Source organism: Eikenella sp. Marseille-P7795 (genome assembly GCF_916618725.1).
In the GTDB taxonomy this organism is placed as follows: domain Bacteria; phylum Pseudomonadota; class Gammaproteobacteria; order Burkholderiales; family Neisseriaceae; genus Eikenella; species Eikenella longinqua.
In genome coordinates, this window is the sequence record NZ_CAKAJZ010000006.1 from 41,592 (window position 1) to 67,459 (window position 25,868).

35 protein-coding genes and 1 pseudogene are annotated in these 25,868 nt (G+C 51.9%); 30 read left to right on the forward strand and 6 right to left on the reverse strand.

The features are described from left to right. The first annotated feature begins 10 nt into the window (after positions 1-10). Complete coding sequence (locus LG371_RS09185; protein WP_067593136.1) at positions 11-436, forward strand: F0F1 ATP synthase subunit epsilon; 426 nt, start codon at positions 11-13, stop codon at positions 434-436. A 157-nt stretch (positions 437-593) separates the two neighbouring features. On the opposite strand, the gene coaD is transcribed toward LG371_RS09185, so the two are convergent. Next, a complete protein-coding gene (gene coaD / locus LG371_RS09190) occupies positions 594-1,112 on the reverse strand; it encodes a pantetheine-phosphate adenylyltransferase (protein ID WP_225748377.1) in 519 nt (172 codons plus the stop codon). 314 nt (positions 1,113-1,426) lie between these two features. On the opposite strand from coaD, the gene lnt reads away from it, so the two are divergent. Together lnt and rpoH are read left to right on the forward strand one after the other, a co-directional pair. Further along, entirely contained in the window at positions 1,427-3,058 is a 1,632-nt protein-coding gene (gene lnt, locus LG371_RS09195) for an apolipoprotein N-acyltransferase (protein ID WP_082890765.1), read from the forward strand. 199 nt (positions 3,059-3,257) lie between these two features. Then, on the forward strand, positions 3,258-4,109 hold the full coding sequence (gene rpoH / locus LG371_RS09200; protein ID WP_225748331.1) for an RNA polymerase sigma factor RpoH: 852 nt from the start codon (positions 3,258-3,260) through the stop codon (positions 4,107-4,109). A 199-nt stretch (positions 4,110-4,308) separates the two neighbouring features. Here the strand turns inward: rpoH and LG371_RS09205 are convergent. From LG371_RS09205 to pyrB, 5 genes and pseudogenes are all read right to left on the reverse strand, one after another. Then, positions 4,309-5,360 (reverse strand): annotated as a pseudogene (locus LG371_RS09205) (metallophosphoesterase). A 91-nt stretch (positions 5,361-5,451) separates the two neighbouring features. Continuing rightward, positions 5,452-5,907: an aspartate carbamoyltransferase regulatory subunit gene (pyrI, locus tag LG371_RS09210; protein ID WP_225748332.1), complete on the reverse strand. Its 456-nt coding sequence runs from the start codon at positions 5,905-5,907 to the stop codon at positions 5,452-5,454. Positions 5,908-5,982: 75 nt separating this feature from the next. Then, positions 5,983-6,267 carry a hypothetical protein gene (locus LG371_RS09215; protein ID WP_156503536.1) on the reverse strand — a complete coding sequence of 95 codons (285 nt, stop codon included), beginning with the start codon at positions 6,265-6,267 and terminating at the stop codon, positions 5,983-5,985. Between the two features lie 5 nt (positions 6,268-6,272). Continuing rightward, complete coding sequence (locus tag LG371_RS09220) at positions 6,273-6,908, reverse strand: hypothetical protein (RefSeq protein WP_225748333.1); 636 nt, start codon at positions 6,906-6,908, stop codon at positions 6,273-6,275. A gap of 531 nt (positions 6,909-7,439) precedes the next feature. Next, entirely contained in the window at positions 7,440-8,360 is a 921-nt protein-coding gene (pyrB, locus tag LG371_RS09225; protein WP_067593120.1) for an aspartate carbamoyltransferase, read from the reverse strand. Positions 8,361-8,647: 287 nt separating this feature from the next. Between pyrB and LG371_RS09230 the strand changes: the two genes are divergently transcribed. The 27 genes from LG371_RS09230 to secY all read left to right on the forward strand — a co-directional run bounded on the left by LG371_RS09230 (position 8,648) and on the right by secY (position 25,868). Beyond that, positions 8,648-10,183, forward strand: coding sequence for a helicase HerA-like domain-containing protein (locus tag LG371_RS09230; protein WP_225748334.1), 1,536 nt, complete (start codon positions 8,648-8,650; stop codon positions 10,181-10,183). A gap of 409 nt (positions 10,184-10,592) precedes the next feature. After that, a complete protein-coding gene (rpsL, locus tag LG371_RS09235; protein ID WP_003824684.1) occupies positions 10,593-10,964 on the forward strand; it encodes a 30S ribosomal protein S12 in 372 nt (123 codons plus the stop codon). 115 nt (positions 10,965-11,079) lie between these two features. After that, positions 11,080-11,553: a 30S ribosomal protein S7 gene (gene rpsG, locus LG371_RS09240; RefSeq protein WP_067593114.1), complete on the forward strand. Its 474-nt coding sequence runs from the start codon at positions 11,080-11,082 to the stop codon at positions 11,551-11,553. 18 nt (positions 11,554-11,571) lie between these two features. Next, a complete protein-coding gene (gene fusA / locus LG371_RS09245; RefSeq protein ID WP_067593110.1) occupies positions 11,572-13,677 on the forward strand; it encodes an elongation factor G in 2,106 nt (701 codons plus the stop codon). A gap of 134 nt (positions 13,678-13,811) precedes the next feature. Further along, a complete protein-coding gene (gene tuf / locus LG371_RS09250; protein ID WP_067589334.1) occupies positions 13,812-14,996 on the forward strand; it encodes an elongation factor Tu in 1,185 nt (394 codons plus the stop codon). A 16-nt stretch (positions 14,997-15,012) separates the two neighbouring features. Beyond that, the gene (rpsJ, locus tag LG371_RS09255; RefSeq protein ID WP_002642322.1) at positions 15,013-15,324 is read left to right on the forward strand and encodes a 30S ribosomal protein S10; all 312 of its coding nucleotides are present in this window, start codon (positions 15,013-15,015) and stop codon (positions 15,322-15,324) included. Between the two features lie 321 nt (positions 15,325-15,645). After that, on the forward strand, positions 15,646-16,290 hold the full coding sequence (rplC, locus tag LG371_RS09260) for a 50S ribosomal protein L3 (protein ID WP_225748335.1): 645 nt from the start codon (positions 15,646-15,648) through the stop codon (positions 16,288-16,290). Then, on the forward strand, positions 16,290-16,910 hold the full coding sequence (gene rplD, locus LG371_RS09265; protein ID WP_067594753.1) for a 50S ribosomal protein L4: 621 nt from the start codon (positions 16,290-16,292) through the stop codon (positions 16,908-16,910). The genes rplC and rplD overlap by 1 nt, the downstream gene beginning before the upstream one ends. After that, a complete protein-coding gene (gene rplW / locus LG371_RS09270) occupies positions 16,907-17,221 on the forward strand; it encodes a 50S ribosomal protein L23 (protein WP_197903895.1) in 315 nt (104 codons plus the stop codon). The genes rplD and rplW overlap by 4 nt, the downstream gene beginning before the upstream one ends. A gap of 5 nt (positions 17,222-17,226) precedes the next feature. Further along, positions 17,227-18,060 (forward strand): 50S ribosomal protein L2, encoded by an 834-nt coding sequence (gene rplB, locus LG371_RS09275; RefSeq protein ID WP_082890796.1) that lies wholly within the window; start codon positions 17,227-17,229, stop codon positions 18,058-18,060. Positions 18,061-18,065: 5 nt separating this feature from the next. Further along, positions 18,066-18,341 (forward strand): 30S ribosomal protein S19, encoded by a 276-nt coding sequence (gene rpsS / locus LG371_RS09280; protein ID WP_082890797.1) that lies wholly within the window; start codon positions 18,066-18,068, stop codon positions 18,339-18,341. 8 nt (positions 18,342-18,349) lie between these two features. Continuing rightward, positions 18,350-18,679: a 50S ribosomal protein L22 gene (gene rplV / locus LG371_RS09285; protein ID WP_225748336.1), complete on the forward strand. Its 330-nt coding sequence runs from the start codon at positions 18,350-18,352 to the stop codon at positions 18,677-18,679. Positions 18,680-18,688: 9 nt separating this feature from the next. Further along, complete coding sequence (rpsC, locus tag LG371_RS09290) at positions 18,689-19,384, forward strand: 30S ribosomal protein S3 (protein WP_067594766.1); 696 nt, start codon at positions 18,689-18,691, stop codon at positions 19,382-19,384. After that, positions 19,368-19,784 carry a 50S ribosomal protein L16 gene (gene rplP, locus LG371_RS09295; protein ID WP_067594769.1) on the forward strand — a complete coding sequence of 139 codons (417 nt, stop codon included), beginning with the start codon at positions 19,368-19,370 and terminating at the stop codon, positions 19,782-19,784. The genes rpsC and rplP overlap by 17 nt, the downstream gene beginning before the upstream one ends. Continuing rightward, complete coding sequence (gene rpmC / locus LG371_RS09300; protein WP_067594772.1) at positions 19,784-19,981, forward strand: 50S ribosomal protein L29; 198 nt, start codon at positions 19,784-19,786, stop codon at positions 19,979-19,981. Before rplP ends, rpmC begins: the two co-directional genes overlap by 1 nt. Continuing rightward, positions 19,978-20,241 carry a 30S ribosomal protein S17 gene (rpsQ, locus tag LG371_RS09305; protein WP_225748337.1) on the forward strand — a complete coding sequence of 88 codons (264 nt, stop codon included), beginning with the start codon at positions 19,978-19,980 and terminating at the stop codon, positions 20,239-20,241. The genes rpmC and rpsQ overlap by 4 nt, the downstream gene beginning before the upstream one ends. A gap of 182 nt (positions 20,242-20,423) precedes the next feature. Beyond that, the gene (rplN, locus tag LG371_RS09310) at positions 20,424-20,792 is read left to right on the forward strand and encodes a 50S ribosomal protein L14 (protein ID WP_067594778.1); all 369 of its coding nucleotides are present in this window, start codon (positions 20,424-20,426) and stop codon (positions 20,790-20,792) included. A gap of 26 nt (positions 20,793-20,818) precedes the next feature. After that, entirely contained in the window at positions 20,819-21,139 is a 321-nt protein-coding gene (gene rplX / locus LG371_RS09315; RefSeq protein WP_067594781.1) for a 50S ribosomal protein L24, read from the forward strand. A 24-nt stretch (positions 21,140-21,163) separates the two neighbouring features. After that, positions 21,164-21,703, forward strand: coding sequence for a 50S ribosomal protein L5 (rplE, locus tag LG371_RS09320; protein ID WP_067594784.1), 540 nt, complete (start codon positions 21,164-21,166; stop codon positions 21,701-21,703). A 2-nt stretch (positions 21,704-21,705) separates the two neighbouring features. Then, positions 21,706-22,011, forward strand: a complete 306-nt coding sequence (rpsN, locus tag LG371_RS09325; protein WP_082890798.1) for a 30S ribosomal protein S14 — start codon at positions 21,706-21,708, stop codon at positions 22,009-22,011. A 20-nt stretch (positions 22,012-22,031) separates the two neighbouring features. Continuing rightward, entirely contained in the window at positions 22,032-22,424 is a 393-nt protein-coding gene (gene rpsH, locus LG371_RS09330; RefSeq protein ID WP_067594787.1) for a 30S ribosomal protein S8, read from the forward strand. Positions 22,425-22,448: 24 nt separating this feature from the next. Further along, entirely contained in the window at positions 22,449-22,982 is a 534-nt protein-coding gene (rplF, locus tag LG371_RS09335) for a 50S ribosomal protein L6 (protein WP_067594790.1), read from the forward strand. 17 nt (positions 22,983-22,999) lie between these two features. Then, positions 23,000-23,353, forward strand: a complete 354-nt coding sequence (rplR, locus tag LG371_RS09340; protein WP_067594794.1) for a 50S ribosomal protein L18 — start codon at positions 23,000-23,002, stop codon at positions 23,351-23,353. 50 nt (positions 23,354-23,403) lie between these two features. Then, positions 23,404-23,910 carry a 30S ribosomal protein S5 gene (gene rpsE / locus LG371_RS09345; protein WP_067594797.1) on the forward strand — a complete coding sequence of 169 codons (507 nt, stop codon included), beginning with the start codon at positions 23,404-23,406 and terminating at the stop codon, positions 23,908-23,910. Between the two features lie 2 nt (positions 23,911-23,912). Then, positions 23,913-24,098, forward strand: coding sequence for a 50S ribosomal protein L30 (rpmD, locus tag LG371_RS09350; RefSeq protein ID WP_082890799.1), 186 nt, complete (start codon positions 23,913-23,915; stop codon positions 24,096-24,098). A gap of 2 nt (positions 24,099-24,100) precedes the next feature. Further along, positions 24,101-24,535 (forward strand): 50S ribosomal protein L15, encoded by a 435-nt coding sequence (rplO, locus tag LG371_RS09355; protein ID WP_225748338.1) that lies wholly within the window; start codon positions 24,101-24,103, stop codon positions 24,533-24,535. 58 nt (positions 24,536-24,593) lie between these two features. Next, positions 24,594-25,868: a preprotein translocase subunit SecY gene (gene secY, locus LG371_RS09360; RefSeq protein WP_225748339.1), complete on the forward strand. Its 1,275-nt coding sequence runs from the start codon at positions 24,594-24,596 to the stop codon at positions 25,866-25,868.

Genomic DNA, 25,868 nt, shown 5'->3' on the forward strand with positions numbered 1-25,868 from the left:
GGAACGCAGCATGGATGTCATGCAGATTGATGTGGTCAGCAACGAGCAGAATATTTATTCCGGCCAGGTGAAGTTTGCCGTGGTGCCGACGCTGAACGGCGAGCTCGGTATTCTGCCGCGCCACGAGCCGATTATGAGCTTGGTGCGTCCCGGCACGCTGCGTTTGCAGGTGCCGGATCAGGAAGACGAGGTGCTGGTGGCTATTTCCGGCGGTATTTTGGAAGTGCAGCCGGATAAGATCATGATTTTGGCCGACGTGGCCGTGCGCAGTGCCGAGTTGGATCAGGCGCGGGCGGAAGAGGCGCGGAAAACGGCCGAAGCCAGCGTGGCTCAAGCCAAAGACGATGAAGCCTTGGCTAAAGCCCAAGCTGCGTTGGCAGTGGCGATTGCCGAACTGAAAACGCTCGATTATCTGCGCTTGCATAAGAAACACTAAGCGCCGCCCAAGCAGCAAACGAATAAAGCACGAGTTTATCGTGCTTTATTGTTTTATTAACCAGTTCGATTGGGGCTACCTGAAAAGGCTACCTGAAAAAACAGGGGCTGCTTCGGCAATATTTTCAGGTAGCCTAGCCTAGGCGGGCAGGGGAAGTTTAATTATCTTCCGGCTCGCAGCCGTGGTCGGCGAGGATTTTGCGGTACACGGCTTCGGGCACGTAGCGGCGGATGGGTTTCTGCCAGTTTTGCGGGCCGACCATGCCTTTGACCATGGTGGATGAGACTTCGGCAAATTCGCGCGGCGGCATCAGGATCACGGTGGTGATGCTGGGCTGCAAATCGGCGTTGATATAGCGCATGGCACGTTCGTATTCGTAGTCGGGGCCGCTGCGGATGCCGCGTATCACGAAGTCGGCCTGGATGCTGTCGGCGAAATCGACCAGGAAGCGGTTGTGGAAATGGGTAACGCGCACGTTGGGGAACTCGGCGGTGATGGCGCGCAACATGGCGGTGCGCTCTTCCAGGGTGTAGGTGGCCTGTTTGTCGGGGTTGGTGCCGAGAGCGACGACGAGTTCGTCGAACATGGCCTGTGCGCGGCGAATCATCCACAGGTGGCCGTTGGTGGGCGGGTCGAAGCTGCCGGCGTATACGGCGCGGCGGTGGGGGTGGTGCATGGTGTGTCCTATCGGGAAATGCCGGCTGGCCGGCGGGAGAAACGGAAGCGGGCGAAGGGTACCCTGTTGGCAGCGGCGGTGCAAGGTGCCGGCGGCTTGGCGGCACATTTTTGCATGCAATCCGGCTTGCTTTGCCCAAATATTTTTCAGGTAGCCTTTGGACAGCTTGAGGCTACCTGAAAAATAACCAGCAGCCAAACGCGGCATTGCTTCGCCGGTCGTGCCGCCGAAGCAATCGTGCCCATCGTATTTTTCTCTCATCCCGCCGTCCGAATCCACTATAATACCGCGTCTTTATGAGGCCACCTGAAAACATGAATTGGGTTGCAAAATTTGAGGCTTTCTTCCGCCGGCGCTATGTGTATTGGCCCGCGCTGCTGTTGTTGGCCGCCGCCACGCCGCTGGCGTTTGCCCCGTATTACCACTTCTGGCTGATGCCGCTGCTGTTTGGCGCGCTGATCCGGCTCACCGAGCTGCGCCCGCAAAACGGCGTGCCCAGCGCCTACTGCTTCGGGCTGGCAGGCTACACCGCGCAGTTTTATTGGATACACACCGCGCTGCACGACGTATCCGGCCTGCCCAATCTCTACGCCCTGCCGCTCACCCTGCTGCTTCCTGCCTATCTGGCGCTCTATCCCGCCGCCTGCTTCTGGCTGCTGGAAAAAGCACGCCTGCCGCGCGGCTGGCGTATCGGCCTGCTGTTGCCCGTGTTGTGGACGCTCACCGAGTTTGCGCGCGAGCGGGCGATTACTGGCTTCGGCTGGGGCGCACTGGGCTACAGCCAGGTGGCCGGCTATTCCCCGCTGGCCGGTTATGCGCCGGTGGGCGGGCTGCACCTGCTCACGCTCTTGTGTGCCTGTTGCGGCGCATGGCTGGTGCTGGCCGTACACAATCAAGGCTGGCGGCGGTGCGTGCTGCCCGTGTTGCTGTTGATAGGTGTGCTGGCCGGTGGCTGGCAGCTGCGCCAAGCGCGTTTCACCGAGCCCGACGGCAGCAGCGCCACCGTGGCGCTGGCGCAGGGCAACGTGGCACAAAGCCTGAAATGGGAGCCCGAGCAGCTGGGCGCCATCATGCAAAATTACTACGAGCAGGTGGCCAACAGCCAGGCCGACATCACCATCCTGCCCGAAACCTCCCTCCCCATCATGCGGCAGGATTTGCAGGAATACCACCCCGGCGTCCTCGACCAATTCGCCTACGAAGCCCAGCGCAACGGCAGCGCCCTGGCCATGGGCATCGCCCAATACAACCAGCAGGGCACAGGCTACCTGAACGCCGTCATCAACCTGAGCAACTTCCATCCCGACTGGCCCGACGACATCCCGTTTTACGCCAAAAACCACCTCGTCCCCTTCGGCGAATACAAGCCACTGCCCGCCCTCACTGAGCCGCTCTACCGCATGATGAACATGCCGCTGGCCGGCTTCAGCCAAGGCGGCAGCGCTCAAGCCCCACTCTTGCTCGCCAACCAGCGTGTTGCCTTCAACGTGTGCTACGAAGATGGCTTCGGCGACGAGCTGATTGCCTCAGCCAAACGCGCCAGTCTGCTGGCTAATGTGAGCAATATGGCCTGGTATGGCCGCTCCACCGCCATGTATCAGCACTTGCAGCAGTCGCAAACCCGTGCGCTGGAGCTCGGCCGCTACATGGTGCGCGCCACCAACACCGGCGCCACCGCCATCATCAACCCGCAAGGCCAAATCGTGAAACTTGCCCCGGCCGACACCCGCACCGTGCTTGAAGGCAGCATCGAAGGCTATCGCGGCGAAACCCCGTATATGAAGATGGGCGGCTCGCTGCCGCTGATATACGGTTTGCTGTGCGTGGCCGTGATTATGCTGCTGGCCGGCTATTTTTCGGCGGCGCAAACCCATCGTGCGCCCGTGACGGCAGAAGAAAATGCAGCGTCTGGCGAAGCAGTTGAGCAGGCAGATGATGGAGAATAGGCGAGCTTGTGCGAACTTGTTGCCAGATGCTGCAATATAGAAAATAAATCAAATTTAGGAAAATACAAAAATTTACCTATCGATAAAACAAACTCACACAAAAAGGTGTTTAATGGCATCTTCAGAGAAAAGATAGAGCAAAAAGAATCCGCCCGATGGCGGCAGAAAAAGAACAAATTAAAAAAGGAAATAAGAAATAATGAATACCGCTTTTGCCTTACCCATTCCCAGCGGCCACGGCAGTTTGGAGCAATATATTCACACCGTGAACAGCATCCCGCTGCTCACGCCCGAGGAAGAACACAATCTGGCCGTGCGCCAGCTGCAAGGCGACTTGGAAGCCGCCAAAAAACTGATTTTGTCGCACCTGCGCGTGGTGGTGTCTATCGCCCGCGGCTACGACGGCTATGGCCTCAACCAAGCCGACCTCATCCAAGAAGGCAATATCGGCCTGATGAAAGCCGTAAAGCGCTACGAGCCCAACCGCGGCGCCCGCCTGTTTTCCTTTGCCGTACACTGGATTAAGGCCGAAATTCACGAATTCATCCTGCGCAACTGGCGCATGGTGCGCGTGGCCACCACCAAGCCGCAGCGCAAACTGTTTTTCAACCTGCGCAGCATGCGCAAAAGCATGAACGCCCTCTCGCCCGAAGAAGCACAGAGCATCGCCGACGACTTGGGCGTGAAGATGGACGAAGTGCTGGAAATGGAACAGCGCATGACCGGCAAAGACGTCGCTCTCCTCGCCGACAACAGCGACGGCGAAGGCGACAGCTACGCCCCCATCGACTGGCTGGCCGATACGCACAACGAGCCCACCCAGCAAATCGCCCAGAAAGCCCGCTATGCCATGCAGACCGAAGGCCTGCAAAACGCACTGGCGCAGCTCGACGACCGCAGCCGCCGCATTGTGGAAAGCCGCTGGCTGCAAGACGACGGCGGGCTTACTCTGCACGAGCTGGCTGCCGAATACGGCGTATCCGCCGAGCGCATCCGCCAGATTGAAGCCAAAGCCATCCAAAAGCTGCGCGGCTTTATGAGCGAAGAATAAGCTGCCGGATTGATGAAGGCTACCTGAAAAAGTTCAGGTAGCCTTTTTGTTGGGTGATTGTTTGGCTTGATTACCGTCTGGGCTTGGGTGCTTGCTTTTTTGCGGTGTGGAGATTTTCTTTTCAGCTAGCCTCTTGCATAGATGGAGGCTAGCTGAAAAAAAAGTTTGCTGAAATTTTCAGGTAGCCTTTTTTGTTCAGCTAGCGGGTGGGTGCGCGCTCGCCGTTGTTGAAGACCAGTTCTTTTTCCGGCCAGCGCAGGGCGGTGAGGCGGAATTGTTCCGGCTGATATTGCTGCGGGAATTTTCTGGCACGCCAGCTGCCGCCGATGGAGAAGTCGACGCAGAATACGTTGTGCCGCGCGCCGTGCCAGGCGTCGGATTGGGGCGGCAGCAGGCCGTGTTCGGCGGGAAGGGCGGCGGGGGAGGGCTGCCAGCTGCGCCAGTAGTGGCCGATGATAACGGGGGTGTCGGCATGATAGTCGTCCCACCAGGGGCAGCGGGTGGTGCCGCGCCAGCGCCCGCCGGCAAAAAAGGGTGCGTCGGCGAGGCGTTCAACGCCGCTGATGAGGGCGCGGATGGGGTTGAGCCGGCTGCGTTCGAGGTCGTATTGGGCGGTGGCGGGCATGGGCGGCGGGGCTTGGTGGGGGTTGTGAGCCAATGCGGCGTAATGTTCTTGTTCGTAGCAATAGTCGGCATACCAGGGGGCGCTTTGGATGCGGTGGTCTTGTTCGGCATCGAAGCGGTGGTATTGCGCCACCAGGCTTTCGCCTTTGGCGGCTTCGAGGCGTTCGATGTGTTGGGGCAGCCAGGCGGCGTGGACGATGCGCAGGTCGGGGCGTTCGAGCAGCAGGGGTTGTTCGGATAGCTAGGCGGTGAGGGCGGCTTTGCGGTGTTCGGCTTGGTGTTGCCAGGGGGCGTAGTTGGCGGCGTCTTGTTGGGCGCGGGAGTGGAAAAACCAGCCGGCGCCGTCTTTGGGGTCGTTGGCGAGCAGGTTGAGTTCGTGGTTGCCCAGCACCATTTGGGCGAAGCCTTGGCTGTGGGCTTGTTGGAACCAGTCGAGCATGGCGGGGCTGTCGGGGCCGCGGTCGCACAGGTCGCCAACGAAGACGAGCCGCCGGCCTTGCGGGTGGTGGCCGTTGTCGCGGTAGCCGAGGTGGTGCAGCAGGGCTTGAAGGCAGCGAATTCGCCGTGGATGTCGCCGATGATGTCTAAGGGGGTGCGGGGCAGGGTTTGGCGGTATTGGTAGGGCATGGCGGTTTGGGTGGTGGTGGGATGGGGTAAAGGCTACCTGAAAACGAGTGTTCCGGTTTTCAGGTAGCCTGTTTGCCTGCGGATAATGGGGTTAGGCTTCGGCCACGAGGTCGCGGTCGTAGGTTTTTTCGCAGTAGTGGCATTTGAGGCGGGGTTTGCCGCGGCGGCGCACGTAGAAGCGGCTGGCCACGGGCTCGCCGTGGCTGGCGCAGTTGGGGTTGGGGCAGCGGAATACTTCGCTAATGGTGTCGGGCAGCTTCAGGGGCATTTTCTGCTCGACGCGGAAATTGGCGATGATGTTGACGGTGGCTTCAGGGGCGAAGAGGGCGAGGCGGTTGGCGGCGGCTTCGTCGAGCTGAATGCCGGTGATTTTGATGATGTCTTTGCGGCCGTGGCGTTTGCTGGGGAGGTTGAAGCCGACGGTAACGGCGTGGCCGTGGTGCAGCAGTTTGAACTGGCGCAGGATGGCGAGGCCGAGGCCGGCGGGGATGTGGTCGATAACGGTGCCGTGTTCGATGGCTTCGACGCTGAGTTTTTTGTTGTCCATTTGGGTTTCCGGATTTCGGGTGGTTCAGACGGAGTAAAGGCTACCTGAAATTTCAGGTAGCCTGCAAGAGCGGGGTTAGTTTTTCTGATACAGCCGCACGTAGTCGATCAGGGTGGTTTGGATGGGGAAGGGGTCGGTGGGTTTGGGTGGCTTCAGCTGCTCTTCCCATTCGGCATAGTCGTTGATAATGAAATACCAAGGGCCTTTCTCTACGAATGTCTGCCTCAGCATCTCTTTGGTGATGTTGAGTTTCGTATAGTCTTCATCCGGCATGGTAGAGGGATAGCCGCCGTCTGCATCGGTATCGTGCTCATTGATCACACTGACGCGGGTGTTGTCGTTCGCCCGGTAGGTGGCCACGGGAATCAGCTTGCCGTCCAGGAAGTAGCGTACTTTCTGGCCGTCAAATTCAACAGCCCATACATGCCAAGCGCCGTCGATCGGGGTGGCTTGTTTGTTGAGGCGGTATTCCAAACGGTGCACAAAGAGGCGGGTGGCCCAAGATTTTTCTGAGGGCTGTAATAGCAGAGGGCATGGGAGGACGACCAGGCATACTCGCGGGCGGAGGAATACCATTCAACGATATCCAGCTCGCCGTAGGGGTCGTTGGCGGCGGGGTTACGGGCGCAGTTTTGCAGGTTTTCGCTGTTGCGCATCCAAAGGGCGGTGCGCATGCCTTGGGATCCGTTCCAGTTGATACGGGCGCGGATTTCCGCACGGAAGGGTTTGCTGGCATCCACGATGGGTTTGGATTCGAAACGGCCGCTGGCGTATTGTGCAACTTGGTTTGCTGCACATGGACCGGTAGTGGCATTGGTGGTGGTGAGGGAATCGCCCTGCTGCCGCACACAATGGCGGCGGGTAGTGATCTTCACATAGTCGTTTTCCACAAACTCCACATTGCCCCTGAGGTAGGAGAGGTGGCCGCCCAAGTGGTTGGGAATATTTTTGACTTCCCAGTCTTGCGGTACGGTAGATTCTTTAAACTCAAAGCATCGCAAGCTTTTCCACTGGCCGGATTCGTGTCGGTGGCTTTTTCGCAACCGTTGGTCGGAGTGGGTTTAGGCGGCTCCGGCGTGGGCGGCGGGTTGGGGGTTGGATCGGGATTGGGGTCCGGAGTCGGATCCAGTGTGGGGGTCGGATTCGGTGTCGGGTTGGGGTTGGGCGACGGATTGGGGTTTGGCGTATTGTTGTCGGTTTGCGGCTGCGATTGTGGCTGTTCACGCATACGGACGGACATGGTCGAAGATTGCCTATAATTGCTACCGCTGCCGAATTTGATGGAAGTGATGTTTTGGCCTTCGCCGTTTTTACTGCTGCCGCCGCAGCCGGCCAGCGCGCCCAGGCACATCAGCATCAAAATGGTTTTTGCATGCATTGTTTGATCCCTTTGTTAAACAATATGTTTTATAGATATAAACCAATGACGTGTGCATGCATGAGGCTGTGGGTTTCGGCTGGATTGTTTATGTTGCCGAAGCCCGGCTTTGGCTTGGCCGGGTGTTTTTCAGGTAGCCTGAAGTGCCGGATATTTATACGGTTTCGTTGAGCACCAATGAGAGCATGGCCATACGTGCGAACACGCCGTTTTTGGCTTGTTCGAAGTAGTAAGCATAAACCGTGTCATCCACGTTGGGGTGGATTTCGTCTACGCGGGGCAGGGGGTGCAGCACGCGCAGGTTGGGTTTGGCATGCTGGAGCATGGCGGCTTCGAGGTTGAATTTGCCTTGGATTTTGGCGAATTCTTGCTCGTCGAAGCGTTCGCGTTGCACGCGGGTCATGTAGAGGATGTCGGCGCGCTCGATGGCGGCTTCGAGGCTGGGCAGGGTTTGGTAGCGGCAGCCGGCGGCATCGAGCTCTTCGGTGATGTAGTCGGGCATGGCGAGGCTGGGCGGGGATACGAAAATGAATTCGGCGTTCCAGCGTTTCATGGCTTGGGCGAGGGAGTGGACGGTGCGGCCGTATTTGAGGTCGCCGACCATGGCGATGGTGAGGTTGGCGAGGCTGCCTTGGGTTTCTTGGATAGTAACGAGGTCGAGCAGGGTTTGGCTGGGGTGCTGGTTGGTGCCGTCGCCAGCGTTGATTACGGGCACGGCGGAGAATTCGGCCAGCACGCGGGCGGCGCCGTCTTTGGGGTGGCGGATGATGATGGCGTCGGTGTAGCTGGAGATGATGCGGGCGGTGTCGGCCAGGGTTTCGCCTTTTTTGGCGCTGGTGTTGGCGCCGTCGGAAAAGCCGATTACTTTGCCGCCGAGGCGCTGCACGGCGGTTTCAAAAGAGAGGCGGGTGCGGGTGGAGGGCTCGAAGAAGCAGGAGCCGATGAGGCGGCCTTCGAGCAAGTCGTGCCGCGGCGCCTGCTTCAGGCGCAGGGCGGTATCCAGCAGGCATTCGAGCTGCTCGTTGCTCAGGTCGGGGATGGAAATGATGTGCTGGCCGTAAAGCGGGTTTGGCATGGTGGTCTCCGGGCGGGTGCAAACGGGCGTATTATGCGCTGTTTGGGGTGTGGAGGCTACCTGAAAAATGCTGGCGGGGCTCGGCTTCTGTTTTTCAGGTAGCCTTTTGGCTGGAGCTACCAGGCAGGCAGCCTGCAATCAGGCCAACGGTTTTCAGGTAGCCTTTCAACCATCGAGGATAAGGCTACCTGAAAACCATCCCGGCGCGCTGCTCCCAACAAATTTGCCGTCAAACCCCGCGATTCCGCTACAATATCGCCCGTTATCAATCCCCTTGGAGAAGCACGATGGCGCAATTCCACATCGCCCACAGCATCGCCGACAGCCGCGAGTTATTCCTGCTCGGCCAAATGGCCAACCGCCACGGCCTGATTGCCGGCGCCACCGGCACGGGCAAAACCGTCACCCTGCGCAAAATGGCCGAAAGCTTCAGCGCCGCCGGCATCCCCGTATTCATGAGCGACGTGAAAGGCGACCTCTCCGGCATCGCCAATCCCGGCGACGGCCAAGGCAAAGTGGGCGAGCGCATCGCCCAATTCGGGCTGGATGCGGAAGGCTACCTGAAAGGTTTTCCCGTGCGCTTTTGGGACGTGTACGGCGAAACCGGCATCCCCGTGCGCGTTACCATTTCCGAAATGGGCCCCATGCTGCTCTCCCGCTTGATGAACCTGAACGACACCCAGGAAGGCCTGCTTAACCTCGTATTCAAAGCCGCCGACGACCAAGGCTGGCACCTGATCGATTTGAAAGACCTGCACGGCATGCTGCAATACGTGGCCGAACACGCCAAAGAATACCGCACCCAATACGGCAACGTTTCCGCCGCCAGCGTCGGCGCCATCCAGCGCCAGCTGCTGCAGCTGGAAAGCGAAGGCGGCGACGTGTTTTTCGGCGAGCCCGAGCTCAACTTGCAAGACTGGCTGCAAACCGAAGGCGGCCAAGGCGTGATCAACATCCTCAACGCCGAAAAGCTCATGCGATCGCCCCGCCTCTACAGCGCCTTTTTGCTGTGGTTCCTGGCCGAACTGTTTGAAACCCTGCCCGAAGTCGGCGATTTGGATAAGCCCAAATTCGTTATGTTTTTCGACGAAGCCCACCTGCTGTTCGACAGCGCCGCCGACAGCCTACTCAAACAAGTTGAGCAAGTGGTGCGCCTCATCCGCTCCAAAGGCGTGGGCGTGTATTTTGTCACCCAAAACCCGCTCGACCTGCCCGATACCGTGCTCGGCCAGCTTGGCAACCGCGTGCAGCACGCCCTGCGCGCCTTCACTCCGCGCGACCAAAAAGCCGTGCGCGCCGCTGCCGAAACCTTCCGCAGCAACCCCACGCTCGACGTGGCGCAAGTGATTACCGAATTGGGCGTGGGCGAAGCGCTGGTGTCTTTCCTTGATGAAAAAGGCATGCCCGGCGTGGTGGAACGCGCCTTCGTGTTGCCGCCGCAATCCCAGCTCGCCCCGCTTGCCGCCGCCGAGCGCGACAGCCGCTTCCAAAACGACATCCTCTACCGCCACTACAAAGACGCGGTGGACAACTTCTCCGCCTATGAAGCCCTGCAACAGTTGGAGCAGGAGCAGGCCGCAGCCGCCCAAGCGGCCGCCGAAGCCAAAGCCCAAAGCAGCGCCGCCGCGAGCGCGCAAAAAGCTGAACGCAGCCAGGGCGGCGTGGTGGACGGCTTCCTCGGCGGCCTGTTTGGCAGCCGCAAACGCGCCAACCAGGGCCTCGGCTACGACCTGGCCGATTCGCTCGGCAGCCAGGTAAACAAGCAAATCACGCGCACCATCACCCGCAGCATCATGGGCGTGATCCGCAACGCAATCAAATAGCGGCTACCTGAAAGCGATGCTTTATATATAGCTGCAAGAGGCTACCTGAAAAACCGTGCCCGGCAATTTCAGGTAGCCTTTTCCTTTTGTTGTTCTTTGTTGCCACGCTTCATGGTTTGCAAGAGGCTACCTGAAAAATTCCACTCCGCAGCAACGCGCTATATTTTCAAGTAGCCTCAAGCGCGTGCGAATACGGGATACGGCAGGCTGTGTTGCCCTGCCGCACGCCATGTGCGCCATGCCCGCAAGCAGCGCGGCGTTGTGCGGAAAACAACAGAGCCGCCCGTAAACCACGAAAAGCTAAGGTATATTCCGCCACCACCATTGACCCACCGCTTGCAAAAGAACTATAATTCCGCTCTTGCCGGCATGGTGTCGGCAAATATTTAACTCAACAGGACGAGAAAATATGCCAACTATTAACCAGTTAGTACGCAAGGGCCGCAAAAAGCCCGAGTACGTAAACAAGGTGCCCGCACTGGAAGCCTGCCCGCAGAAACGCGGCGTATGCACCCGTGTGTACACCACCACTCCGAAAAAACCGAATTCCGCTTTGCGTAAAGTATGCAAAGTGCGCCTCACCAACGGCTTTGAGGTGATTTCATACATCGGCGGCGAAGGCCACAACCTGCAAGAGCACAGCGTGGTGCTGATTCGCGGCGGTCGTGTGAAAGACTTGCCGGGTGTGCGCTACCACACCGTTCGCGGTTCTCTGGATACCGCCGGCGTGAAAGACCGTAAACAGGCTCGCTCCAAATACGGTGCCAAACGCCCGAAATAATTTTTTAATACAGGCACGTCGGCCGCTCTTGTTGATATAACGGCCGAGTAAGTGAATGCTTGCTATGGGCATTCGCGGGAATGAATCCCAGCTGAATAGATTAAAGGAAATTGAAATGCCAAGACGTAGAGAAGTCCCCAAGCGCGACGTATTGCCGGATCCGAAGTTCGGCAGCGTTGAACTGACCAAATTCATGAACGTTCTGATGGTGGACGGTAAGAAATCCGTTGCCGAGCGCATCGTATACGGCGCGCTGGAGCAGATTGCCAAGAAAGTACAGGGCAAAGAAGCCATCGAAGTGTTCAACGAAGCCATCGATAATGCCAAACCGATCGTGGAAGTGAAAAGCCGCCGTGTTGGTGGTGCCAACTACCAGGTTCCTGTTGAGGTTCGTCCTTCCCGCCGTTTGGCGCTGGCGATGCGCTGGGTGCGCGATGCGGCCCGCAAACGTGGCGAAAAATCCATGGATTTGCGTTTGGCCGGTGAGTTGATGGATGCAGCCGAAGGCCGCGGCGGTGCGTTGAAGAAACGTGAAGAAGTTCACCGCATGGCCGAAGCCAACAAAGCCTTCTCTCATTTCCGCTTCTAATTTTGAAAGGCGACCAACATGGCTCGTAAAACCCCGATTAATCTGTACCGTAATATCGGTATTTCCGCCCACATTGATGCGGGCAAAACCACCACTACCGAACGTATTCTGTTCTACACCGGCCTGACTCACAAGCTGGGCGAGGTGCATGATGGTGCGGCCACTACCGACTACATGGAGCAAGAGCAGGAGCGCGGTATTACCATTACCTCCGCTGCCGTGACTTCCTATTGGTCCGGTATGGCGAAGCAGTTCCCCGAGCACCGCTTCAACATCATTGACACCCCCGGACACGTGGACTTTACCGTAGAGGTAGAGCGTTCTATGCGTGTGTTGGACGGCGCGGTAATGGTTTACTGCGCGGTAGGCGGCGTTCAGCCTCAGTCTGAAACCGTATGGCGCCAGGCCAACAAATACCAAGTGCCGCGTTTGGCGTTTGTGAATAAAATGGACCGCCAGGGCGCCAACTTCTTCCGCGTGGTTGAGCAGATGAAAAACCGCTTGCGCGCCAATCCTGTGCCGATCGTGATTCCGGTGGGTGCCGAGGATAAATTCGAAGGCGTGGTCGATCTGCTGAAGATGAAGTCCATTATTTGGAACGAAGCCGATAAAGGCGTGACTTTCGAATATGGCGATGTTCCGGCCGATTTGGTAGCTACTGCCGAAGAGTGGCGTCAGAACATGATTGAAGCTGCTGCCGAAGCTAACGAAGAGCTGATGGACAAATACTTGGGCGGCGAAGAGCTGACCGAACAAGAAATCGTCGGTGCTTTGCGCCAGCGTACTTTGGCCGGCGAAATCCAGCCGATGCTGTGCGGCTCTGCGTTCAAAAACAAAGGTGTTCAGCGTATGCTGGACGCGGTGGTGGAATTGCTGCCTGCGCCCACCGATATTCCTCCGGTGCAGGGCGTGAATCCCGATACCGAAGAGGCCGACAGCCGCCAAGCCAGCGATGACGAGAAATTCTCCGCTTTGGCGTTCAAAATGTTGAACGACAAATACGTTGGCCAGCTGACCTTCATCCGTGTTTATTCCGGCGTGGTGAAATCCGGTGATACCGTATTGAACTCTGTAAAAGGTACTCGTGAGCGTATCGGCCGTTTGGTGCAGATGACTGCCGCTGACCGTACCGAAATCGAAGAGGTGCGCGCTGGCGACATCGCCGCCGCCATCGGTTTGAAAGACGTAACCACCGGTGAAACCCTGTGTGCCGAAAACGCCCCGATTATCTTGGAGCGTATGGAATTCCCTGAGCCTGTAATCCACATTGCCGTTGAGCCGAAAACCAAGGCCGACCAAGAGAAAATGGGTATCGCCCTGAACCGTTTGGCTAAGGAAGACCCCTCTTTCCGCGTGCGTACCGACGAAGAATCCGGCCAAACCATTATTTCCGGTATGGGCGAGTTGCACTTGGAAATTATCGTGGACCGCATGAAACGCGAATTCGGCGTGGAAGCCAACGTGGGTGCGCCGCAGGTGGCCTACCGCGAAACTATCCGCAAAGAAGTCGAGTCCGAAGCCAAGCACGTTAAACAGTCCGGCGGTAAAGGCCAGTACGGTCACGTTGTGATCAAAATGGAGCCGATGGAGCCGGGCGGTGCGGGTTACGAGTTTATCGACGAAATCAAAGGCGGCGTGATTCCGCGCGAATTCATCCCGTCTGTGGATAAAGGTATCCGCGATACGCTGCAAAACGGTATCGTGGCCGGTTATCCGGTGGTGGATGTGCGCGTACGCCTGACCTTCGGTTCTTACCACGATGTGGACTCTTCGCAAATCGCGTTTGAATTGGCCGCTTCCATGGCTTTCAAAGACGGTATGCGTAAGGCCTCTCCGGTTCTGCTCGAGCCGATTATGGCTGTAGAAGTGGAAACGCCGGAAGAGTACATGGGCGACGTGATGGGCGACCTGAACCGCCGCCGCGGCATCGTGCTGGGTATGGATGACGACGGCATCGGCGGTAAGAAAGTTCGCGCCGAAGTGCCGCTGGCCGAGATGTTCGGTTACTCAACCGACCTGCGTTCCGCCACTCAAGGCCGCGCCACCTACACCATGGAGTTCAAGAAATACGCAGAAGCTCCGGCTCATGTGGCAGAAAAAGTAGTAGCAGACCGCAAAGGCTAACTTTGCACCTCGGCTGTCCGTTAAAACGGGCAGTCTTTATGGGCTACCTGAAAAATATTTCAGGTTTGGATTGAAGATTTTCAGGTGGCCTTTTGTTCTTTTAATCGATCTTTTATATGAAAAGGAATTAGCTCATGGCTAAGGAAAAATTCGAACGTAGCAAGCCGCACGTAAACGTTGGCACCATTGGTCACGTTGACCATGGTAAGACCACGCTGACCGCAGCGCTGACCACCATTTTGGCCGAGAAATTTGGCGGACAGGCTAAAGCCTACGACCAGATTGACAACGCCCCGGAAGAAAAAGCCCGCGGCATCACCATCAACACCGCCCACGTAGAATACGAAACCGAGACCCGGCACTACGCTCACGTAGACTGCCCCGGACACGCCGACTACGTGAAAAACATGATTACCGGTGCCGCCCAGATGGACGGTGCCATCCTCGTTGTATCCGCCGCCGACGGCCCCATGCCCCAGACCCGCGAACACATCCTGCTCGCCCGTCAGGTAGGCGTACCCTACATCCTCGTATTCATGAACAAATGCGACATGGTAGATGACGCCGAGCTGCTCGAACTCGTAGAAATGGAAATCCGCGACCTGCTCTCCAGCTACGACTTCCCCGGCGATGACTGCCCCATCATACAAGGTTCCGCCCTCAAAGCCCTCGAAGGCGATGCCGGCTACAAAGAAAAAATCTTCGAACTGGCCGCCGCCCTCGACAGTTACATCCCCACCCCCGAGCGCGCCATTGACAAACCCTTCCTGCTGCCGATTGAAGACGTATTCTCCATCTCCGGCCGTGGCACCGTGGTAACCGGCCGTGTAGAACGCGGCGTCATCCACGTTGGCGACGAAATCGAAATCGTCGGTTTGAAACCCACCCAGAAAACTACCTGCACCGGCGTCGAAATGTTCCGCAAACTGCTCGATGAAGGCCAGGCAGGCGACAACGTAGGCGTACTGTTGCGCGGCACCAAACGCGAAGAAGTAGAGCGCGGCCAAGTATTGGCCAAACCCGGCAGCATCACCCCGCACACCAAGTTCAAAGCCGAAGTGTATGTATTGAGCAAAGAAGAAGGCGGCCGTCACACACCGTTCTTTGCTAACTACCGCCCGCAGTTCTACTTCCGCACCACCGACGTAACTGGTGCCGTAGAGCTCGAACCCGGCGTAGAGATGGTAATGCCTGGTGAGAACGTAACCATTACCGTAGAACTGATTGCCCCGATTGCGATGGAAGAAGGTCTGCGCTTTGCGATTCGCGAAGGTGGCCGTACGGTAGGTGCCGGTGTGGTTGCTTCTGTGATTGCTTAAGAAGGATAACGAATAAATGGCAAACCAAAAAATCCGTATCCGTCTGAAAGCTTATGATTACAGTCTGATCGACCGTTCGGCTCAGGAAATCGTTGAAACCGCCAAACGTACCGGTGCCGTGGTAAAAGGCCCGATTCCGTTGCCGACCAAGATCGAGCGTTTCAACATCCTGCGTTCTCCGCACGTGAACAAAACTTCCCGTGAGCAGTTGGAGATCCGTACCCACTTGCGCCTGATGGACATCGTGGATTGGACTGACAAAACTACTGATGCGCTGATGAAGCTGGATCTGCCTGCCGGCGTGGATGTGGAAATTAAAGTTCAGTAATCGCTGCTTGCAGATTAAAAGCCGAACGACTTTTGTTGTTCGGCTTTTTGTTTGATGGATGGCTTGGTATTTTCAGGTAGCCTCTTTATAGATGCTAGGAATTGGCTACCTGAAAACAGGTAACAGGAATGCGTGGTTGCAGAAGTTTAATGTTGCGTATGTTGCTGCCAAAGGGAAAGAGTATGAGGAAAACGGAAGTTCTTCTTGAAAAGATTAGTGAAAATGTAGTATAGTTCGCAACTTGGCATTTAAAGCCGAGTTTTTTGTTTTGTCCATTGGTCGGCCAATCGTAGCTGACCCCTTGTTATATAAGGAAAAATCATGACTTTAGGTCTGGTTGGGCGCAAAGTGGGGATGACCCGCGTGTTTACCGGGCAAGGTGTTTCCGTGCCGGTAACCGTGTTGGAAATGTCTCCTAATCGCGTCACTCAGGTAAAATCCAAAGATACCGACGGCTATGCTGCCGTTCAGGTTACCTTTGGTCAGAAAAAAGCAAGCCATGTGAATAAGGCGGGTGCCGGGCATTTTGCGAAAGCGGGTGTTGAGGCAGGTCGCGGTTTGCGCGAGTTTGCTTTGTCTGAAGAAAAATTGGCTGAGCTGAAAGTTGGCGATGAAGTAACTGTTGCTATTTTCGAAGCTGGTCAGTTGGTGGATGTAACCGGTACCTCTAAAGGTAAAGGTTTCGCTGGTACGATTAAACGCCATAACTTCGGTGCGCAGCGTGCTTCTCACGGTAATTCCCGTTCCCATCGTGTTCCTGGTTCTATTGGTATGAACCAAGATCCGGGTCGAGTGTTCCCTGGTAAGCGCATGGCTGGTCAGTATGGTAACACTACTTCGACTGTGCAGTGCTTAGAGGTGGTTCGTGTGGATGCGGAGCGCAACCTGCTGTTGGTTAAGGGTTCTGTGCCTGGTGCTGTCAATGGTGATGTGGTTGTGTGCCCTAGCGTGAAAGTAGGTGCATAATGGAATTGAAAGTAATTGATAGTAAAGGCCAAGTTTCAGGTAGCCTTGCTGCTTCCGATGCCCTGTTTGCGCGTGAGTATAATGAGGCTTTGGTTCATCAGCTGGTTACTGCGTTTTTGGCAAATGCCCGTTCCGGCAATCGCGCACAGTTGACTCGTGCTGAAGTGAAGCACTCTACTAAGAAACCGTGGCGTCAAAAAGGGACTGGCCGTGCTCGTGCCGGTATGACTTCTTCTCCTTTGTGGAGAGGGGGTGGTCGTATATTCCCGAATAAGCCTGAAGAGAATTTTACTCAGAAGGTAAACCGTAAGATGTATCGTGCAGGTATTGCAACGATCTTGTCTCAGCTGGTTCGGGATGAACGTTTGTACGTTATTGAAGAGCTGTCTGCTGCTACGCCGAAAACCAAAGCTTTTGCCGAGCAGGTAAAGAATTTGGGTATGGAACAGGTATTGTTTGTTACCAAGCAATTGGATGAGAATGTGTACTTGTCTTCTCGCAACCTGCCTAATGTGCTGGTTTTAGAAGCTCAACAGATTGATCCGTATAGCTTGCTGCGTTACAAAAAAGTGGTGATTACCAAAGAGGCAGTTGCGCAACTTGAGGAGCAATGGGTATGAATCAACAACGCTTGATGAAAGTAATTTTGGCTCCTGTTGTATCTGAAAAGAGCAATCTGCTGGCCGAAAAACGTAATCAGATGACTTTTAAGGTACTGCCTGATGCTACTAAAGCTGAAATTAAAGCAGCTGTAGAGTTGTTGTTTGGTGTTCAGGTAGCCTCTGTAACCACTGTTGCAATCAAAGGCAAAGTGAAACGTTTTGGCCGCTCTTTGGGTCGGCGCAGTAACGTTAAGAAGGCTTATGTTGGCTTGGCTGCCGGACAGGAGCTGGATTTGGAAGCCGTTGCAGCAGCTGCAGATAAGGAATAAATACTATGGCTATTGTAAAAATGAAGCCGACTTCTGCAGGTCGCCGCGGTATGGTGCGCGTTGTTGCAGAAGGTCTGCATAAGGGTGCACCTTATGCGCCCTTGCTAGAAAAGAAAAATTCTATTGCTGGCCGTAATAACAATGGACACATCACTACTCGCCATAAGGGTGGTGGCCATAAGCATCATTATCGTATCGTGGATTTTAAGCGTGATAAAGATGGTATCCCTGCTAAGGTTGAGCGTATCGAATATGATCCTAATCGAACTGCGTTCATTGCTTTGCTCTGCTATGCAGATGGTGAGCGCCGTTATATTATTGCGCCACGTAATGTGGAAGCAGGTGCAGTATTGGTTTCTGGTTCGGAGGCGCCGATTAAAGCAGGTAATGCTTTGCCCATCCGTAATATTCCGGTAGGTACTACTGTACATTGCATCGAAATGAAACCGGGTAAAGGTGCACAGATTGCACGTTCTGCTGGGGCTTCGGCTGTTTTGCTGGCTAAAGAAGGGATTTATGCTCAAGTTCGCCTGCGTTCTGGTGAGGTTCGTAAGATCCATATCGATTGTCGGGCTACCATTGGCGAAGTTGGCAATGAAGAGCAAAGCCTGAAAAAAATTGGTAAAGCCGGTGCTAATCGTTGGCGAGGCATTCGCCCGACGGTTCGTGGTGTGGTGATGAACCCTGTTGACCATCCGCATGGTGGTGGTGAAGGTCGTACTGGTGAAGCTCGCGAACCTGTTAGCCCGTGGGGTACGCCTGCTAAAGGTTACCGGACTCGTAATAATAAGCGTACGGATAATATGATTGTCCGCCGTCGCTACTCAAATAAAGGTTAATTGATATGGCTCGTTCATTGAAAAAAGGCCCATATGTAGACCTGCATTTACTCAAAAAGGTGGATGCTGCTCGTTCAAGCAATGATAAGCGTCCGATTAAAACATGGTCGCGCCGTTCTACAATTTTGCCTGATTTTATTGGGTTGACGATTGCTGTACACAATGGGCGTACGCATGTCCCTGTATTTATCAGCGATAATATGGTAGGACATAAGCTGGGTGAGTTTGCATTGACTCGTACCTTTAAGGGACATTTGGCTGATAAAAAAGCCCAGAAATAAGGTGAATCATGAGAGTATCTGCACAACACAAAAATGCCCGTATTTCTGCTCAAAAAGCACGGTTAGTAGCTGATTTGGTCCGTGGTAAAGACATAGAGCAAGCCTTGAATATTCTGACTTTTAGCACTAAAAAAGGTGCTGAGTTGATCAGAAAAGTGTTAGAGTCAGCTATTGCAAATGCCGAACACAACGAAGGTGCTGACATTGATGAGCTCAAGGTTGTTACTATTTTCGTTGATAAAGGGCCTAGTCTGAAACGGTTCCGTGCAAGAGCAAAAGGTCGCGGTAATCGTATTGAGAAACAAACATGTCATATTAACGTGACGGTGGGAAACTAAGGAAAAGCTATGGGACAAAAAATTAATCCAACTGGCTTTCGCTTGGCTGTAACTAAAGATTGGTCATCCAAGTGGTTTGCTAAGAGCACGGAGTTTTCTGCTGTTTTGAAGCAGGATATTGAGGTACGTGAGTATCTGCGGAAGCGGTTAGCTAATGCCATGGTAGGGCGTGTGGTGATTGAACGCCCTGCTAAGTCTGCCCGTATTACTATTCATACTGCTCGACCGGGTGTGGTTATTGGTAAGAAGGGGGAGGATATTGAAATATTAAAGCGCGATTTGCAAGGTTTGATGGGCGTTCCTGTGCATGTGAATATCGAAGAAATTCGCAAGCCTGAATTGGATGCTCAAGTAATTGCAGATGGTATTGCACAGCAACTAGAGAAACGTGTGCAATTTCGTCGAGCCATGAAGCGTGCAATGCAAAATGCTATGAGGACTGGAGCCAAAGGTATCAAAATAATGACCTCTGGTCGGTTGAATGGTGCTGATATTGCGCGTAGTGAATGGTATCGAGAAGGTCGCGTGCCATTGCATACTCTGCGTGCGGAAGTTGACTATGCTACCAGTGAAGCTCATACCACTTATGGTGTAATTGGATTGAAGGTATGGGTGTATAAAGGTGAAGCTGGTCAAGTAGTAGAAAATTCCGACCAAGAACATAAACGCAGAAAAGGAGGTGGTCGTCATGCTACAGCCGGTTAGAATGAAATACCGTAAGCAGCATAAAGGCCGTAATACAGGTATTGCTACTAATGGATATGATGTAAGTTTTGGTAACTTTGGATTGAAGGCTATTGGGCGAGGACGATTAACTGCTCGTCAAATTGAAGCTGCTCGCCGTGCCATGACTCGTCATATTAAGCGAGGTGGTCGTATTTGGATTCGAGTTTTCCCTGATAAACCTATTACTGAAAAGCCGATTCAGGTTCGTATGGGCGGGGGAAAGGGTTCTGTTGAATATTACGTAGCCGAAATTAAGCCTGGTAAAGTACTCTATGAAATGGATGGAGTGTCTGAAGCTTTGGCTAGGGAGGCATTTGCGTTAGCTGCTGCAAAATTGCCTATTCGTACAACTTTTGTGTCTCGGCAGGTAGGTAAATAATGAAGATGCTTGAGCTAAAAGATAAATCGCGAAGCCAACTGGAAGCTGATTTGATTGATTTGTTGAAGACGCAGTTTAGCTTGCGTATGCAACATGCAACAGGCCAACTGAATAAGAATAGTGAGCTAAAAAGAATTCGTCGGGATATTGCACGAATTAAAACTAAATTGGCTGAGAAAGGGAGTTCAGAGTCATGAGTAACGCGAGAATTGTTCGGACGTTGCAGGGTAAAGTTGTCAGCGATAAGATGGACAGAACAGTGACTGTTTTGGTTGAGCGTCGCGTGAAACACCCGCTATACGGAAAAATTATCCAGCGTTCTACGAAAATTCATGTGCATGATGAGTATAACGAGTGCAAGGTAGGAGATATAGTTGTGATTGCTGAGCACCGTCCTCTTTCAAAGACAAAAGCTTGGGTAGTTGAGCGCGTGATTGAAAAATCCCAGATAATTTAGTTGTAAATTTGATGTATTTTTAGCGAGCGGGACTTGCAGCGTTTTTTGTAAGACTGTATACTCCCGCTCTCTTCACTTCTATTTTTCTTTAGAAGTCTCTCCCTAAGCGGGGCCAATACTGATTTATTTATGGTTATCAGATAAATAGATTAAGTTGGTTAGTTGATAAAGGTAAGTTAAAAATGATTCAGATGCAGACAATTTTGGATGTTGCTGACAACTCTGGTGCGCGCCGAGTAATGTGTATTAAGGTGTTGGGTGGATCCAAGCGTCGCTATGCTAGCGTGGGCGACATTATTAAAGTGTCCGTAAAAGATGCTGCGCCTCGTGGAAGGGTAAAAAAAGGCGATGTGTATAATGCTGTTGTAGTGCGCACGGCAAAGGGTATTCGTCGCCCTGATGGTGCATTGATTAAGTTTGATAATAATGCAGCTGTTCTATTGAATGCTAAGTTGGAGCCTATGGGTACGCGTATTTTTGGCCCCGTTACGCGTGAATTGCGTACGGAAAGGTTTATGAAAATTGTGTCTTTGGCTCCTGAGGTTATTTAGAAATCAGTAATCCAAGAGGTGTGGTGATGAATAAAATTATTAAAGGCGACCAAGTCGTTGTTATTTCTGGCAAGGATAAGGGGAAAAAGGGTCAAGTGCTCAAAGTTATTGGGGATAAGGTAATTGTTGATGGGGTAAGCTTGGTTAAGCGCCACCAAAAACCGAATCCGTTGCGTGGTGTGGAAGGTGGTGTGATCGTGAAGAGTATGCCGATCCATATTGCTAAGGTGGCGCTTTTAAATAAAGAAACGCAGAAGGCTGACCGTGTGACTATTAAGATTGTTGAGACTGGTGGTCAGGTCAAGCGAGTCCGGGTGTTTAAGTCAACGGGTTCTGATGTTGCGTAAAGGCAATTAAGAGGATAATTTGAGATGGCACGTTTGAAAGAGTACTACATCGATACTGTGGTTCCTGCCTTAATTAAGCAGTTTGAATATAAGTCAATTATGGAGGTACCACGGATTGAGAAAATTACCCTGAATATGGGGGTTGGGGAAGCTGTTGCAGATAAGAAGGTGATGGAGTATGCGCTTGCTGATTTGGAAAGGATTTCTGGTCAGAAGCCTATTGTGACTTTGGCAAGAAAATCTATTGCCGGTTTTAAAATACGAGATAATTATCCTGTAGGCTGTAAAGTTACTTTGCGAAAAGAGAGAATGTTTGAATTTCTGGATCGCTTAATTACTATTGCTTTGCCGCGAGTAAGAGATTTCCGTGGAGTAAATGGAAAATCTTTTGATGGGCGTGGTAACTATAATATGGGTGTTCGAGAACAGATCATTTTCCCCGAGATAGAGTATGATAAAATTGATGCTCTAAGGGGCTTGAATATCACTATTACGACTACAGCTAAGACAGATGAGGAAGCAAAGGCTTTGCTTTCCCTTTTTAAATTTCCATTTAAAGGATGATCATGGCGAAAAAGGCGCTTATTAATCGAGAGGCTAAACGCGTTGCGCTCGCTCGTAAATACTCAGCAAAAAGGGCAGAGATTTTTTCAGTGATTCATGATTCTGCTGCTACAGATCAAGAGAAGTTTGAGGCTAGGTTAAAGCTTCAATCTATTCCGCGTAATGCTGCTCCTGTAAGGCAGAGAAGGCGATGTGCATTAACGGGGCGTCCGCGTGGAACATTCCGTAAATTTGGATTAGGGCGTACAAAGATCAGAGAGATAGCTATGCGTGGCGAAATTCCTGGTGTTATTAAGGCTAGTTGGTAAAGTAGAGGATAGATAACAAAATGAGTATGCATGATCCTATTTCTGATATGCTGACGCGTATCCGTAATGCGCAGCAAGCAAGGAAAACGTCTGTTCTTATGCCTTCTTCTAAGCTGAAAAAAGCACTCGCTCAGGTATTGAAAGAAGAGGGGTATATAGAGGATTTCGCGATTTTGGTGGAGGGAAAACCTACGCTAGAAATTCGTTTGAAGTATTACTTGGGTAAGCCAGTTATAGAAAAAATTCAACGGGTTTCTAGGCCTGGTTTGAGAGTGTACAAGGCAGCAGATGCTATTCCTAATGTAATGAATGGTTTGGGCATTGCTATTGTTAGTACATCAAAGGGTGTAATGACTGGCCATAAGGCTCGTGCCTCTGGTGTAGGCGGCGAGTTGTTGTGTATTGTGGCTTAAGGTGGGTCGGAGGAGCATTTTAAAATGTCTAGGATAGCAAAAAGCCCAGTGGTAATTCCTACTGGTGTTGATGTCATTGTTGATGCTGGCAAGTTGATTGTAAAGAGTAAAGAAAACCAGTTAGTCTTGGATGTGCCTCAAGGAGTTTCTGTTCAATTTATTGATAATCACCTTGTCTTTGCTGCAGTAGATGATAGGAAAGAATCTAATGCATTATCTGGTACCGTCCGGGCGACTGCTGCGAACATGGTAAAAGGTGTGCTGGAAGGCTTTGAAAAAAAACTGCAGTTAGTTGGCGTTGGTTATCGTGCTCAAGCTCAAGGGCAAGTTTTGAATTTGTCACTTGGATTTTCACATCCTGTTGTGTATTCAATGCCGGAAGGTATTGTGGTTCAAACTCCATCGCCAACAGAGATTGTCTTGAGAGGAGTTGATAAGCAAATGGTTGGGCAAGTGGCTGCAGAGATTCGTGCCTTTAGGCCGCCTGAGCCTTATAAAGGTAAAGGAGTTCGCTACTTGGATGAGGTGGTTCTTCTTAAAGAAGCCAAGAAAAAATAATTAAGGAATTGCTAATAATGGATAAATATACTAGGAGAGTTCGTCGTGCATATAAAACGCGGGCTCGTATTAGGCAGCTAGGAATGGCTAGATTATGTGTTTTCCGCAGCAATAACCATATTTATGCGCAAATAATTGATGCTAGCGGATCTCGCGTACTATCTCAAGCTTCGACATTGGACAAAGAAATTCGAGAGAAAATCCAAGCGGGAAGTAATATTCAGGCAGCATTAGAGGTTGGCAAAGTAATTGCTGAAAAGGCTAAAGCGCTTGGTATAGAAAGGGTTGCTTTTGACCGCTCTGGTTTTCAATATCATGGACGCGTAAAAGCATTGGCTAATGCTGCACGTGAACATGGGTTGAATTTCTAATCTCAGAAATTTAACTCATAAGTAAATCAATTCATTAAGGATTAGAAATAATGGCAAAGCACGATATAGAAGAGCGTGGAGATGGCCTGATTGAAAAGATGGTTGCAGTGAATCGTGTCACCAAGGTAGTGAAGGGTGGACGGATTATGGCATTTTCTGCATTGACTGTGGTTGGTGATGGTGATGGACGTATTGGCATGGGGAAGGGAAAATCCAAAGAAGTACCTGTTGCTGTGCAGAAAGCCATGGATCAGGCCCGTCGCTCTATGATAAAGGTTTCTCTAAATAATGGAACGATTTATCATGAAGTCATTGGAAAGCATGGGGCGACAAAAGTTTTTATGCAGCCAGCAAAAGAAGGTAGTGGGGTGAAAGCTGGTGGGCCTATGCGTTTAATATTTGAAGCGATGGGGATCCATAATATCTCTGCCAAAGTGCATGGCTCTACTAACCCTTATAATATTGTGCGTGCTACTTTAGATGGGTTAGCAAAGTTATATACTCCTGCTGAAATTGCAGCAAAAAGAGGTATAACTGTAGAAGATTTGGGAGTTTAAGTATGGCAGAACAAAAAAAAATTACTGTGACGTTAGAAAGAAGCTTAATTGGCACTATTGAAGCACATCGTAAATGTGCTCAAGGGTTGGGCTTGCGATATAGGCAGCATTCGGTAGAGGTTCTTGATACTCCAGAGAATCGTGGAATGATTAATAAAATAAGTTATCTTTTAAAAGTTGGAGATTGAAGATGCTCTTGAATACTATTCAACCGGCTATCGGTTCTACTAAGAAAAAGCAACGAGTTGGTCGTGGCATTGGTAGCGGATTGGGGAAAACCTGTGGACGTGGGCACAAGGGGCAAAAAAGTCGAGCTGGTGGTTTTCACAAAGTAGGATTTGAAGGTGGGCAGATGCCTTTGCAGAGACGTTTACCAAAACGTGGGTTTAAGCCTATACAGATGAAACGGGTTGAGGTAATTACTTTATCTGACTTGAATAAAGTTGTTACCCCGGAAGTAAATTTGCTGCTCCTAAAGCAAAGTGGCTTGGTTGGCTCTAATGTTTGTGCAGTTAAAGTAGTTGCTACGGGTTCACTTTCTAAAGCTGTTATTGTGCGTTCAGATGTTAAAGTGACATTAGGCGCAAAACAGTCTATAGAGGCTGCTGGCGGTTCAGTTGAGTGAAGTTAACATTAAGTTGAGCTAAATAACTAGGTGGTAGATAAACAATAAGGTTGCAGAAGTGAAGGATTTAAAGAAAAGATTGTTATTTTTGCTCGGTGCTCTTATTGTTTTTCGAATAGGGGCCCATGTTCCTGTTCCGGGGGTTGATGCAGGGAAACTTGCAGAATCATTAGGAGGAGGGGCTGGAATCATAGGGATGTTTAATCTGTTCTCTGGTGGTTCCCTACAGCGATTTAGTATTTTTGCTATAGGGATAATGCCCTATATATCTGCTTCTATTATCATTCAATTGGTTGCAGAAGTTGTACCTTCTTTGAAGGCTTTAAAAAAGGAAGGTGAGGCAGGTAGGCGAACGCTGACCAAGTATACTAGGTGGGCAACTTTAGTTTTGGCAATTGTTCAATCTTCAGCTTTCCTTGCTTTTATTTATCAGCCTTCTATTGTCACAGTTGGCCGACTTGAGTTTGTTATTTCTGCAGTTGTTTGTTTAGTCACAGGTACTATGTTTTTGATGTGGCTAGGGGAGCAAATGACGGAGAGAGGAATTGGTAATGGAATTTCATTGCTGATTACAGCAGGCATCGTTGCTGCGCTTCCTAGCGCAATTGGTCAATTACTAGATTTAGCGAAAAATAACAGTAGTGTAATGATGGTGTTGTTTGTTTTGCTGGGAAGTCTGGGTTTGATTTATCTAGTTGTGTACATTGAAAGCGCACAAAGAAAAATTCCGGTTCATTATGCTCGTCGGCAGTTGGGCAATCGAATAGTACAAGGTCAAAAAACTCATTTGCCATTTAAAATTAATATGGCAGGGGTGATCCCACCAATTTTTGCATCTAGTATTATTTTATTCCCTTCCCAGATAATCGGGTGGCTAGGTAAAAGTGCCGATAATAATACATTAATTGAGTTCGTGGTAACGAATTTATCTCCAAATAAGCCAATGTATTCTATAGTATTTGCTATAGCAATTGTTTTCTTTTGCTATTTTTATACGGCGTTGGTATTCAGTCCTCGTGAAATGGCTGAGAATTTAAAGAAGAGTGGCGCCTTTGTACCAGGTATTCGCCCAGGGGAGCAGACATCTAATTATTTAGAAAAAGTGGTGATGAGGTTAACATTATTTGGAACTTTGTACATTACTATCATATGCTTGATCCCTGAGTTTGTTACTGGAGTGCTGGGAATACCGTTTCACCTTGGAGGTACATCGCTGTTAATTTTGGTGGTTGTAACTATGGATTTTGGTACTCAAGTTGCATCATATCGGATGAATCAACAGTATGAGCATTTAATGAAAAAAAACTCCTCTAGAAAGTCTTTGTCGCAGTGA